Source organism: Plantibacter sp. PA-3-X8, assembly GCF_003856975.1.
Classification (GTDB): domain Bacteria; phylum Actinomycetota; class Actinomycetes; order Actinomycetales; family Microbacteriaceae; genus Plantibacter; species Plantibacter auratus.
The window spans coordinates 2,467,350-2,479,474 of the sequence record NZ_CP033107.1; the positions used below are offsets into that span (position 1 = coordinate 2,467,350).

Genomic DNA, 12,125 nt, shown 5'->3' on the forward strand with positions numbered 1-12,125 from the left:
TCAGACCTCGAGCGTGTCGAGCGGGGCGAGCGGGTAGTAGGTCCCGCCGCCCTGTTCGGTCGCCCACTGCAGGCGGTCGTGCGACATGCTCTGTCCCGGCCCCGAGAGCACCATCTCGTGCGTACCGAACGCGCGCTTCGGCGCGACGGCGGTGACGAAGTCCATGCCCTCGGAGATCTTCATCCACGGTGCACCCGCCGGGGCGGCCAGGACGTCGACCTCGACGCCCTCGGGGACGGCGAAGGAATCGCCGGGGTAGTACACGAGGTCGTTGATGAGGACGCCCACGTTGTCGATCACCGGGATCGACGAATGGATGACCGCGTGGGTCCCGCCGAAGAAGCGGAGCGTGAAGGGCCCCGCTTCGACCACGTCTCCCGGGGCGACGACGGTGATGTCGTACCCGTCCGCGGCGGCGGCCACACCGGCCGGTCCGTAGAGGACGGCCTCCGGGCTCGCGGCGAGGATGCGGTCGAGGTGCTCCGCGGTCCAGTGGTCGGGGTGCAGGTGCGTGATCAGGACCGCCGCGGTGTGCTCCACATCGGCGATCGGGGACGTGAACGCGCCCGGGTCGACGATCAGCTTGGCGCCGTCCGTCTCGAGGAGGAATGCTGCATGTTCGAACTTCGTGAGTCTCATACGACGAGTGAATACCGTGGGAGCGCCGGGGGCAACCCGGTCGTCCGGGCGTCCGCCCGCTGCGGGCCTGCCAGAATCGGCAGGTGACCATGCAGCCCCGACGCATCGGCGTCGCCATCAACCCGACCGCGTCGTTCGGCTCGACCCGCGCCGTGGGCCCGATGGTGCTCGACGCCCTCGAGCAAGCCGGGCATCGCGCCGTCCGCCTGCAGGAGCAGACCGTCGGACAGCTCCGGAGTGCGGTGCAGACTGCGATCGAGGCCGGGTTGGACGCGCTCGTCGTCGTCGGTGGCGACGGCATGGTGAGTCTGGCCGTCGAGGCGGTACGTGACTCGGGCCTGCCGTTCGGCGTGGTCCCGTCCGGTACGGGCAACGACATCGCCAGGGGACTCGGGATCCCGCTGGGGGATCCCACAGCCGCGATCGCGTCCCTGCTCCGTGCGCTCGAGGGCGAGCCGCGCGTGATCGACGCCGGCACGGTGACCGACGGCGAGCGGACGACCTGGTTCGTCGGTGCGGTGTCCGCAGGCTTCGACGCCCTCGTCAACGAACGGGCGAACCGCATGCGACGGCCGCGCGGGCGCAGTCGGTACACGATCGCGATCCTCCGTGAGCTCCTTGCCCTCCGCGCGCGTCGATACGAGCTGACCGTGGACGGGGCGCCGGAGACGGTCGACGCCGTCCTCCTCGCCGTCGCGAACAACACCTCGATCGGTGGCGGCATGCTCATCGCGCCACAGGCGGACCTTGCCGACGGCCGATTCGACCTCTTCGTCGTCGCACCCGTGTCACGGTTCCGGTTCCTCCGGCTGTTCCCCAAGGTCTTCTCGGGTGCCCACACGGATCTCGACATCGTGCGACTGTCGCGGGTCCGTTCGGTCTCGATCGCCGCGGACGGCGTCACGGCCTATGCCGACGGGGAGCGCATCGGTCCGCTGCCGGTCACGATCGATGTGGTCCCCGGTGCACTCCGCGTGCTCGCCTGAGCCTGTCCGGCCGACCGTGACCACGGCGCGACACGCCCGTCGGATGCCGCTGGTGGCCTCGATTTGTACGGCTCGAAATCGTATGGCATACTCATATCCGTTGCTTACGGCCCCATCGTTTAGCGGCCTAGGACACCGCCCTCTCACGGCGGCAGCACGGGTTCAAATCCCGTTGGGGTCACAACACCGAACGAAGCCTCGCTTTCCTGAGTCATCAGGGAGCGGGGCTTCGTTCATTTAGCGGCTCGAGCGTGCCCCGGGATGTCCACGCAGGCCCTCCGGGGTGAGCGGAAGGCAGGGCCCGCACCGATCTCGCCGAGTGCCGCTGCGTGCTAGCTTGGCCGGGTGACCGTGAAGCAGAAGCGCCGCGCTCCGGCGACAGCCGCAGTCCTGATCCTCGCCGCCCTGCTGACGGGGTGCTCCATCCCGGTGACGGGGGAGCCCGTAGCCGGCGGTGCAGGCCCCGTCGTCGACGTCGCCGGCGGCACCGACGACACCCTGCGCAAGGACTTCGACGCGAGTCCCCAGGAGGTCAACGACTACTGGACCGACGACAAGTTCGGGGGAGCGACGGCACCGGACCTGAAGCCGGGGGAGGACACGCTCACGGGTGACCAGGCCACCGGCGTGGTCGTGCACCCGAGTACCGGTGTCGGTCCCGACGTCGACGTCAAGGCCATCGCCCCGACAGCAGCCGGCGACCCGTACCCGGCGACCGGACTGGCGGCGGCCACGCAGGGACGTCTCTACTTCTCCATCGGTGGCGCCACCTACGTCTGTTCCGCGAGCGTCGTCAACGCCCCGACCATGGACCTCGTCCTGACGGCGGGCCACTGCGTCTGGGACACGTACGGCAAACAGCTCGCCGAGAACATCATCTTCATCCCGGCCGACGCGGCCAACGGCCAGACCCAGCCCTACGGGCAGTGGGCCGGGGTCAGCACCTACGTCCCCGACGAGTTCACGAGTGAGGCGACCTCGGACGCCAGTGGTGCGACGAGCGGCAACGGCTGGGCCTACGACTTCGCCTTCATCCGACTCGCTCCGAACGCTGCAGGCCAGAAGATCCAGGAGGTGACCGGCGGTCAGGGCATCTCCTTCGGTACCCCGCCAGAGGGCATCACCGTGATCGGTTACCCGTCGGCCGCCCCGTTCGACGGACAGTCGCAGCGCTACTGCGCGAGCCAGGCCGCCACCAAGGGCTATGCCGGCTACCGGGTCGACTGCCTCATGACCCCGGGGTGCTCGGGTGGCGGCTGGCTCACCCGATTGGATCCAGCCACCGGCGCCGGGTACGTCACCTCGGTCACCTCGCGCGGCGACGGTTCCTGGCTCGAGGGCCCCGTCCTCGGACAGCGGGCGCTCACCCTGTACAACGACGCTCTGGCGGAGGGGTCATGACCGCCCGCACGAGCATGACGCGACACCGACGGCAGATCGGTGTCCTGGCTCTGGCCGGGAGCGCCGCACTCGCCTTGAGCGCCTGCACGACGCCCGGATCGGCGTTCCCCGACGCCGCCGCCCAGCAGAGCTACATGCAGGATCTCGCCGAGGCGAGGTTCGAGCTGCTGTCGGCCCAGATCGGCCAGGCGCCGGACGTGATCGGGTCGGCCTACGTCCACGCCGTCTCGGGAGACCTCGAGTCGCACGAGAACGACTCGGTGGTCCTCTTCGGCGACCCGACCGCCTCGTTCAGCCAGGACAAGGGCTCCGCCGACGGCGACACCGTCGACATCTACCACCAGGCGGGAGTCGACTACGACCTCCTGCTGCTCGGAGGTGAACTCAAGGAGCTCGCGCCGACGGAGTGGGTGGCCGTCCAGACGCAGTACGTGGCCGAGGAGGACGCAGAGGGCTCACTCGGACCCGCCTGTGTCTACCCGGGCATCTCCATCGCCTGCGACATCTACTCCGCGGTCGAAACGACCCGTAGCTCGGGAGACGGCGCGCTCAGCAGCGTCGTGGTCTCGATGCGGAACGACGGCTCATCACAGATCTCGACGAGCGCGAGCCTCGAGAGCGTGCTGGCCGTCGGGACGCTCTTCGACCTCCCGGACGACCTCGTGTCGTCGTTCAGCGAGGACGACCTGGCGACCCTCCTGCCGGTGACGATCTTCCAGAACGCTGAGGGTGGCCTCGTGAAGATGGAGTTGAGCGGGACGGTCGAGAGCGAGACGAAGCTGCAGCTGCAGGCAGGTTTCGAGGTGTCGGGCACGTCGACGCTCGAAGACCTGCCGACCGCACCATCAGGATTCGACGTGACGGTGATCCCGGCGGCCGATCAGGCTGCGTTCTGGGATCGGATCGAGGAGTTGAGGAAATGACCGACGACCAGAAACCCGAGGACCTCGGAAAGCCCCCGGTCGGCGGCCCCCTGCGCCCCGACCAGCAGCCGCCGGGATTCCCCGACCCGAACGCACCCCGCCTGGAGTTCGGACCGGGAAGCCCGCAGCGTCAGACGCCGCCGCAGAACGGTGCACCCCAGAACGGTGCGCCGCAGGGTCAGAACGGACCGCCGCAGGGCGTCCCGTCGCAGAACGGCCCGTCTCAGCCGTCCGCACCTGGTCAGACCGGCGGAGGGCCCCGTCCGCAGGGAGGCGCCCCAGGGCAGCAGCCCAACGGTCCTGCGCCGCAACCGTCCGCCCAGCCCGGAGCGCCGTTCGCCGGCGCGCCCGGTGGGCAGCCGTGGGTGCAGCAGCAGCGGCCCTCGAACGCAGGCCCGAACCAGCAGCCGCAGCAGCAGGGGCGGCCAGGCGGTCCGGATGGGTTCCGGCCCCCGACATCGACTGGTCAGCCCGGTCACACGCCCGGGGGTCCTCAGCAGGGTCGGGCCCCCGGCCACGCTCCACAGGGACGTCCACTCGGCGCGCCGCAGGGCCAGCCTCAGAACCAGCCTCAGGGGTCGCAGGGTCAGCCTCCCTACGGTCAGGCACGTCCGACCGGGCCACAGCCCTTCGGTCCGGGACAGGCGCAGCACCCGACCGGCCCGTTCCAGCCAGGTCCGCAACAGCACGGATCGCAGTCCGGTCCACAGCAGACCGGTCCGTTCCGTCCCGGCCCCGAGTACGGCGTCGCGGGCCAGCAGCCTGCTCCGAGCCGGAAACCTGCGCGCAAGCCGCTCGGGCGCAAGCTCTGGATCGGCGTGCTCATCGGTGCGGTCGCCGCATCGCTCATCGCCGTTCCGCTCACCCTCCTCTCGGTCGGTCGCCTGTTCACACCGATGCTCGACCGCGGCTCGGTGCAGACCGGTGTGGCCGAGGTGCTCAAGCAGGACTTCGGCCTCGCAGACGTCGAGAAGGTCGAGTGCCCGAGTGACCAGCCGGCGAGGACCGGGACGCAGTTCGAGTGCACGTTCTCGTATAACGCGAAGAGCTACCCGGTGGCCGTCGAGGTCATCAACGACCAGGGGCAGTACCGCGTCGGGATCGACGCGCCGAAGTAGCCGGGGTGTCGGCACCGGCGTCCCCGCGAGCGACGACGGTGCCGACGGCTTCGCCACGGACCGGGTGGTACGCTGGGCGAATGTTGTCCGGGCTGCTCCTCCTTCCCAGCCGCGACGAGGCCTAGTTCCAGGCTCCCTCGTCGCGGAGGTCGCTGACGCCTGACCACTCATCGTTTGAAGGAATTCCACGACATGTCGCAGCTGAACGCCGATCCGTCCGTCCCGAGCATTCCCGAGCACCCGCGCACGCTCGCCGAGAAGGTCTGGGACGACCACCTCGTCGTCAAGGGTGAGGACGGCACGCCCGACCTCATCTACATCGACCTGCACCTCGTCCACGAGGTGACGAGCCCGCAGGCCTTCGACGGTCTGCGCCTGGCCGACCGGCCGCTGCGTCGCGTCGACCTCACGATCGCGACCGAGGACCACAACACCCCGACGCTCGCGATCGACAAGCCGATCGCCGACCTCACAAGCCGCACACAGATCGAGACCCTCCGTCGCAACGCCGCGGAGTTCGGGGTGCGGATCCACTCCCTCGGCGACCTCGACCAGGGGATCGTCCACGTCGTCGGTCCGCAGCTCGGCCTCACGATGCCCGGGATCACGGTCGTCTGCGGCGACTCGCACACCTCGACCCACGGCGCCTTCGGGGCCATGGCCTTCGGTATCGGCACCAGCGAGGTCGAGCACGTCATGGCCACGCAGACGCTGCCGTTGAAGCCGTTCAAGACCATGGCGATCACCGTCGAAGGCACGCTGCGGCCGGGCGTGACCGCCAAGGACATCATCCTCGCCGTCATCGCGAAGATCGGCACCGGCGGCGGGCAGGGCTACGTCCTCGAATACCGCGGCTCGGCGATCCGTGCGCTCTCCATGGAGGGCCGCATGACGATCTGCAACATGTCGATCGAGGCCGGGGCCCGGGCCGGCATGGTCGCCCCGGACCAGATCACCTACGACTACCTGCAGGGCCGCCCGCACGCTCCGACCGGAGCCGACTGGGACGAGGCCGTCGCCTACTGGGACACCCTCGCGACCGATGAAGGGGCCGCCTTCGACGCCGAGGTCTTCCTCGACGCCGACACGCTGGAACCGTTCGTCACCTGGGGCACCAACCCCGGCCAAGGCGTCTCGTTGAGCGAGAACGTGCCCGACCCCGCGGCCATCGCCGACCCGAACGAGCGGTCCGCCGCCGAGCGCGCCCTGGAGTACATGGCGCTCGAAGCCGGCACCCCGATGAAGGAGATCCCGGTGGACGCGGTCTTCATGGGCTCTTGCACGAACAGCCGCATCGAAGACCTGCGGGCGTTCGCATCCGTCATCGAGGGCCGCGCGAAGGCCGAGGGTGTGCGGGTCATGGTCGTCCCGGGTTCCGCCCGGGTTCGGATCGAGGCTGAGGCCGAGGGGCTCGACAAGATCATCACCGACTTCGGTGCGGAGTGGCGGTTCGCCGGATGCTCCATGTGCCTCGGGATGAACCCCGATCAGCTCGCTCCGGGCGAGCGCTGCGCCTCGACGTCGAACCGCAACTTCGAGGGTCGCCAGGGCAAGGGCGGCCGCACGCACCTCGTCTCGCCGCTCGTCGCCGCGGCGACCGCCATCCGCGGAACACTCTCCAGCCCTGCCGATCTCGAGGTCGAGCCCGGCAGACACGCCGCCACCGAGCAGGAAGGCGTGCACGCCTGATGGACAAGTTCACGACCGTCACCGGCGTCGCCGCTCCGATGCGGCGTTCCAACGTCGACACCGACCAGATCATCCCCGCCGTCTACCTGAAGCGGGTCACGAAGACCGGCTTCGAGGACGCGCTCTTCGCGGGGTGGCGTCAGGACCCCGATTTCGTCCTGAACCAGCCCGTCTACCAGGGTGCCAGCATCCTCGTCGCGGGGCACGACTTCGGCACCGGCTCGTCGCGTGAGCACGCCGTGTGGGCCTTGCGCGACTTCGGGTTCAAGGTCGTCGTGTCGTCCCGCTTCGGCGACATCTTCCGCGGGAACTCCGGGAAGCAGGGTCTCCTCGCCGCCCAGGTCAGCGAGGAGGAGCTCGAGCAGCTCTGGGCTGCGATCGAGACCGCTCCCGGGTCCGATTCCGTCGTCGACCTCATCGCCCGCACCATCACGGTCGGCGATCTCACGGTTTCGTTCCAGGTCGACGATTACACTCGGTGGCGGCTCATCGAAGGACTCGATGACATCGGGCTGACGCTCCGTAGCGAAGAGCAGATCACCGCGTTCGAGGCCCGGCGGCCGAACTGGCTGCCCCGCACCATTCCCGTCAAGTAGCAAGGCAGTAGGTACCGGTTTGAATTCACTCGTCCAGGCGTCACAGGCGGCAGGCTCGTCGGTCGGACTCGATGTCGACCGCATCACGATCAACGGCGGTATCCCGCTCAGAGGCCGCATCGAGGTCAAGGGTGCCAAGAACCTCGTGACCAAGGCGATGGTCGCGTCGCTGCTCGGCGAGAACGTCAGCGTCCTGCGCAACGTGCCGAACATCAGCGACGTCCGGGTCGTCCGTTCCCTACTCGAGATCCACGGCGTGGACGTGACGGAGGGCGAGAACCCGAACGAGCTCCGCCTCGACCCGACCAACGTCGAGTCCGCCCACATGGAGGAGATCGACGCACACGCCGGCTTCTCCCGGATCCCGATCCTGTTCTGCGGGCCGCTGCTCCACCGCCTCGGGGCGGCGTTCATCCCCGACCTCGGAGGCTGCCGCATCGGCGACCGCCCCATCGACTTCCACCTCGACGCGCTCCGCAAGTTCGGCGCGGTCGTGGAGAAGCTCCCGCAGGGCATCCGTCTCTCGGCCCCGAACGGTCTCCACGGGACGACGGTGCACCTTCCGTACCCGAGCGTCGGCGCCACGGAGCAGGTCCTGCTCACGGCGGTCCGTGCCAAGGGCACCACGGAGCTCAAGGGTGCGGCGATCGAGCCGGAGATCATGGATCTCATCGCCGTCCTCCAGAAGATGGGCGCGATCATCTCCTACGAGCCCAACCGCGTGATCCTCATCGAGGGCGTGGACAAGCTCGAGGGGTACGACCACACGGCCATCGGCGACCGCAACGAGGCAGCGAGCTGGGCGTCGGCCGCGCTCGCGACCGACGGCGACGTCTTCGTCGGCGGCGCGAAGCAGCAGGACATGATGACGTTCCTCAACATCTTCCGCAAGGCCGGTGGCGGGTTCGACATCACCGACGACGGCATCCGGTTCTACCGCAAGGAGGAGCTGAAGCCCGTGGTCATCGAGACCGACGTGCACCCCGGCTTCATGACGGACTGGCAGCAGCCCCTCATCGTCGCGCTGACGCAGGCGACGGGCGAGTCGATCGTCCACGAGACCGTCTACGAGAACCGGTTCGGCTTCACGGACGCGCTCAACACCATGGGCGCGAACATCGTCGTGCACCCCAATGGGCTGTCGGGTACGCCTCGTCGCGTGCCGCGGCGCAACCTCGAGCAGGCCGCCGTGATCAACGGCCCGACGCCGTTGCACGGTGCCGACATCGAGGTCCCCGACCTCCGCGGTGGCTTCAGCCACCTCATCGCGGCGCTCACCGCCGAGGGCAGGTCGACGGTCAGCAACGTCGGCATCATCAGCCGTGGGTACGAGAACTTCATCGTGAAGCTCCAGCAGCTCGGTGCTGACTTCGTCCTCGAAACGAAGTAGTCCGCCGTGGGGGTGGAACGGTCGAGGCCGTCGATCTACTGGTTGCTGTCGTCGATCGCGATCCCGCCGTTCAGTGCTCTCGTCAAGCTCCGCGTCCGGCACGGCGAACGCCTGCCGCAGGAGGGGCCGTTCATCCTGTCGCCCAACCACGACAGCGAGTTCGACCCGCTGATCATGGGCGTGGCCGTCTGGCGGCTCGGGCGACAGCCCCGCTTCATGGCGAAGGGCAGTCTGTTCACGGTCCCGGTGGTCGGGTGGTTGTTGCGGAAGTCCGGACAGATCCCCGTCGAGCGCGAGGGTTCAGCCCGCGGGATGGACCCGGTCAGCGCTGCAGCACACCTGACCGAACGCGGTCAGGGCGTCGTCGTATACCCCGAGGGTTCACTCACCCGTGACCCGGGCCTGTGGCCGATGCGCGGGCGAACCGGCGCGGTCCGGATCGCGCTCACGCACGGCCTGCCGATCATCCCCGCCGCGCACTGGGGCACGCAGGAGGTCATGCCGCGGTATGGCAAACTGCGGGTGTTCCCGTTGCGGAAGCGCGTCGAGGTCGCCATCGGCGAGCCGGTGGACCTCTCGGCCTTCGTCGGGCGGCAGCTAGACTCGAAGACGCTGAACGAGGCGACCGAAGTCGTCATGCAGGCCATCACCGCCCTCTGCGAGGAACTCCGCGGTGCCCAAGCTCCCACGGAGCGTTGGGATCCCTCGAAACACCAGCAGAAGGAGACAGGCCGCTTTGAGTCCTAGGAACGTTCCGCAACCACCGGCCGCCACGAGGGTCGCCGTGCTCGGAGCGGGCAGCTGGGGCACGACGTTCGGCAAGATCCTCGCGGACGGTGGCTCCGACGTGGTCATGTGGGCCAGACGGCCCGAGCTCGCGCGCGAGATCACCGAGGCCAAGCGCAACAGCGACTACCTGCCCGGCATCAATCTGCCGATGCGGATGACGGCGACCGCGAGCATGGTCGACGCCGTGCGTGGTGCCTCGGTCGTGTTCCTGTCCGTCCCGAGCCAGTCCCTGCGCGACAACCTCATCGCGCTCCGCCCGCACCTCGAGGACGGCACCATCGTCGTCTCGCTCATGAAGGGTGTCGAGCGTCGCAGCGGATCCCGGATGAGCGAGGTCATCCGCGAGACCCTCGACATCGACCCGTCCCGCATCGCCGTCGCCTCGGGCCCCAACCTCGCGCTCGAGATCGCCCGCGAGCAGCCGACGGCCGCCGTGATCTCCTCGGAGAGCCTCGAGACGGCGCAGACGGTCGCGCTCCTCGCGCGGAACCGGTACTTCCGCAGCTTCGTGAACACCGACGTCATCGGTACCGAGTTCGGCGGTGTGCTCAAGAACCTCATCGCCGTCGCGATCGGCATCGTCGACGGCGTCGGTTACGGCGAGAACACGAAGGCCTCAATCATCACCCGCGGGCTGGTCGAGATGACCGACTTCGCCGTGGCCCACGGCGCGCAGCCGGAGACCCTCTCAGGCCTGGCCGGGCTCGGCGACCTCATCGCGACGTGCCAGTCGCCGCTGTCGCGGAACAACACGGCGGGGCGTCTGCTCGGCCAGGGGTATCAGTTCGACGACGTCGTCAAACAGATGCAGCAGACCGCGGAGGGGCTCGCGTCCGTTGCACCGGTGCTCGAGCTGGCCAAGGCGAAGGGGGTCGCGATGCCCATCGTCGAACAGGTCAAGCAGGTGCTCGACGGCACGCTCGATCCGAAGGACATCGCACCGCACCTCACGACCGACGACGACGAACCCCAGGGGGAGAGAAGCAACGATGACGCACAAGACCGGAGTGGTGGTGCTCTTTGGAGGCCGTTCAAGCGAGCACTCGATCAGCTGCGCAACGGCGGGCGGCGTCCTCGCCGCGATTGACCGCGAACGGTACGACGTCTACCCGGTCGGGATCGCCCGCGACGGCTCGTACGTCCTCGAGGTCGACGACCCGAGCCGGTACGCGCTCGACCCCGCGCACTTGCCGGAGGTCGACCCCTCGCGGCCGGCCATGCGCTGGCCTGAGCGCGTCGGCAGCCGTGAGCTGACCGTGGTCGGGGAGGACGGCGTCCCGTTCACCCTCGGTCCCATCGACATCGTCTTCCCGATCCTCCACGGTCGGTTCGGCGAGGACGGCACCGTGCAGGGCATGCTCGAGCTCGTCGACCTCCCGTACGTCGGCTCCGGCGTCCTCGCGTCCTCCCTCGGCATGGACAAGCACTTCACGAAGACGGTGCTCCAGGCCGCCGGGATCGCCGTCGCGCCGTGGGTGCGGTTCACCGCCCACGAGTGGGCCACGGCACCCGAGGAGGTGCTCGCATCGCTCGGATCGCTCGGGTCACCGGCGTTCGTGAAGCCGGCGCGAGCCGGGTCGAGCGTCGGCGTGTCCAAGGTGTCGACGCCGGACGCGTTCCGTGCAGCGATCGAACTGGCCCTCGCCGAGGACTCGACCGTCCTCGTCGAGACCGGTCTGGTGGGCCGAGAGGTCGAGTGCGCGGTCCTCGAGTCCCTCCCCGGCGAGACACCTCGGGTCTCGGTGGCCGGCGAGGTCGTCGTGACCGGACGCGACTTCTACGATTTCGAGGCGAAATACCTCGACGCACCCGGTATCGAGCTCGTCTGCCCCGCCGACCTTCGTCCCGAGCAGTTGTCGGAGATGCAGGACCTCTCGCGTCGGGCGTTCGAGGCGTTGGGCTGCGCGGGGCTCGCCCGGGTCGACTTCTTCCTGACCGCGGACGGCTTCGTCGTCAACGAGGTCAACACCATGCCGGGGTTCACCCCGATCTCGATGTTCCCAAGCTGCTGGTTGGCCTCGGGACTCAGCTACCCCGAGCTCATCACCGAGCTGATCGAGGTCGCGCGCGCCCGCTCCTGAACGCAGCGCTGCCGGAACGGTCAGCCGTCGGTGGGGATCGGGAGCTCGGCGTCGCCGAGGGCGGTGCACTTCCCGGTGACGGGGAGCACGGACACGGCAGGAGCCAGATCAGCCAGGACGGTGCTGCTGGCGACGGCGTCGCCGTCGAGCACGATCTCGACCGCGGGCGCGCGCCCGAAGGTGGTGAACCGGTAGTTCGGCGCGTCGGCGTCGTCGATGATCCAGTCGACGCCGTTCACCGACTGGCACTGCTGCGTGGTCGGGCCGGGGATCGCGACCCCGCAGTGCAGGAGGACCGTCGCGGGATCGCCCCAGGCGCCGGTGGCCTGGGCGTCGGTCCCTCGCTCGGGCAGTTCGGCGACGACGTCGGGCAGACGCACCGTGACCTCAGCGCACTGCGGGTTGTTCGCATCGGCGGCGGGTTCGAGCGCGACGGCGGGCGCGCAGCCGGCGAGGGCCAGGGTTGCGGCTGCGGCGAGGGCGGTGGCGAGGAGCACACGAATCGGGGACATC

At 69.1% G+C, this 12,125-nt stretch carries 12 protein-coding genes and 1 tRNA gene; 11 read left to right on the top strand and 2 right to left on the bottom strand.

Annotation, left to right across the window (positions count from 1 at the left end):
- Entirely contained in the window at positions 1–639 is a 639-nt protein-coding gene (locus tag EAO79_RS11710) for an MBL fold metallo-hydrolase (protein ID WP_124769078.1), read from the bottom strand.
- Positions 640–728: 89 nt separating this feature from the next.
- On the opposite strand from EAO79_RS11710, the gene EAO79_RS11715 reads away from it, so the two are divergent.
- From EAO79_RS11715 to EAO79_RS11765, 11 genes are all read left to right on the top strand, one after another.
- Positions 729–1,625, top strand: coding sequence for a diacylglycerol kinase family protein (locus EAO79_RS11715; RefSeq protein WP_241161051.1), 897 nt, complete (start codon positions 729–731; stop codon positions 1,623–1,625).
- Positions 1,626–1,733: 108 nt separating this feature from the next.
- Positions 1,734–1,806 (top strand) — tRNA-Glu (locus EAO79_RS11720).
- 164 nt (positions 1,807–1,970) lie between these two features.
- Entirely contained in the window at positions 1,971–3,026 is a 1,056-nt protein-coding gene (locus EAO79_RS11725) for a serine protease (RefSeq protein ID WP_071260909.1), read from the top strand.
- Positions 3,023–3,949, top strand: a complete 927-nt coding sequence (locus EAO79_RS11730; RefSeq protein WP_124769080.1) for a hypothetical protein — start codon at positions 3,023–3,025, stop codon at positions 3,947–3,949. The genes EAO79_RS11725 and EAO79_RS11730 overlap by 4 nt, the downstream gene beginning before the upstream one ends.
- Before the next feature lie 818 nt (positions 3,950–4,767).
- A complete protein-coding gene (locus EAO79_RS19095; protein ID WP_164486932.1) occupies positions 4,768–5,067 on the top strand; it encodes a DUF4333 domain-containing protein in 300 nt (99 codons plus the stop codon).
- A gap of 192 nt (positions 5,068–5,259) precedes the next feature.
- Positions 5,260–6,756 (top strand): 3-isopropylmalate dehydratase large subunit, encoded by a 1,497-nt coding sequence (leuC, locus tag EAO79_RS11740; protein ID WP_124769082.1) that lies wholly within the window; start codon positions 5,260–5,262, stop codon positions 6,754–6,756.
- Positions 6,756–7,352 carry a 3-isopropylmalate dehydratase small subunit gene (gene leuD, locus EAO79_RS11745; protein WP_124769083.1) on the top strand — a complete coding sequence of 199 codons (597 nt, stop codon included), beginning with the start codon at positions 6,756–6,758 and terminating at the stop codon, positions 7,350–7,352. The genes leuC and leuD overlap by 1 nt, the downstream gene beginning before the upstream one ends.
- A gap of 19 nt (positions 7,353–7,371) precedes the next feature.
- Positions 7,372–8,742 (top strand): UDP-N-acetylglucosamine 1-carboxyvinyltransferase, encoded by a 1,371-nt coding sequence (murA, locus tag EAO79_RS11750; protein ID WP_124769084.1) that lies wholly within the window; start codon positions 7,372–7,374, stop codon positions 8,740–8,742.
- 6 nt (positions 8,743–8,748) lie between these two features.
- Positions 8,749–9,489 (top strand): 1-acyl-sn-glycerol-3-phosphate acyltransferase, encoded by a 741-nt coding sequence (locus EAO79_RS11755; RefSeq protein ID WP_124769085.1) that lies wholly within the window; start codon positions 8,749–8,751, stop codon positions 9,487–9,489.
- 37 nt (positions 9,490–9,526) lie between these two features.
- A complete protein-coding gene (locus EAO79_RS11760) occupies positions 9,527–10,618 on the top strand; it encodes an NAD(P)H-dependent glycerol-3-phosphate dehydrogenase (protein WP_229938610.1) in 1,092 nt (363 codons plus the stop codon).
- Positions 10,521–11,612 carry a D-alanine--D-alanine ligase family protein gene (locus EAO79_RS11765; protein ID WP_124769086.1) on the top strand — a complete coding sequence of 364 codons (1,092 nt, stop codon included), beginning with the start codon at positions 10,521–10,523 and terminating at the stop codon, positions 11,610–11,612. The genes EAO79_RS11760 and EAO79_RS11765 overlap by 98 nt, the downstream gene beginning before the upstream one ends.
- Before the next feature lie 20 nt (positions 11,613–11,632).
- On the opposite strand, the gene EAO79_RS11770 is transcribed toward EAO79_RS11765, so the two are convergent.
- Positions 11,633–12,124: a DUF3515 family protein gene (locus tag EAO79_RS11770; protein ID WP_124769087.1), complete on the bottom strand. Its 492-nt coding sequence runs from the start codon at positions 12,122–12,124 to the stop codon at positions 11,633–11,635.
- Position 12,125 lies beyond the last annotated feature (1 nt).

What these genes read in the sequence shown, in the direction of transcription:
- EAO79_RS11710 (WP_124769078.1), bottom strand. Translation starts at nt 639, where the DNA reads ATGAGACTCACGAAGTTCGAACATGCAGCATTCCTCCTCGAGACGGAC.
- EAO79_RS11715 (WP_241161051.1), top strand. Translation starts at nt 729, where the DNA reads ATGCAGCCCCGACGCATCGGCGTCGCCATCAACCCGACCGCGTCGTTC.
- EAO79_RS11730 (WP_124769080.1), top strand. Translation starts at nt 3,023, where the DNA reads ATGACCGCCCGCACGAGCATGACGCGACACCGACGGCAGATCGGTGTC.
- leuC (WP_124769082.1), top strand. Translation starts at nt 5,260, where the DNA reads ATGTCGCAGCTGAACGCCGATCCGTCCGTCCCGAGCATTCCCGAGCAC.
- leuD (WP_124769083.1), top strand. Translation starts at nt 6,756, where the DNA reads ATGGACAAGTTCACGACCGTCACCGGCGTCGCCGCTCCGATGCGGCGT.
- EAO79_RS11765 (WP_124769086.1), top strand. Translation starts at nt 10,521, where the DNA reads ATGACGCACAAGACCGGAGTGGTGGTGCTCTTTGGAGGCCGTTCAAGC.
- EAO79_RS11770 (WP_124769087.1), bottom strand. Translation starts at nt 12,124, where the DNA reads ATGTCCCCGATTCGTGTGCTCCTCGCCACCGCCCTCGCCGCAGCCGCA.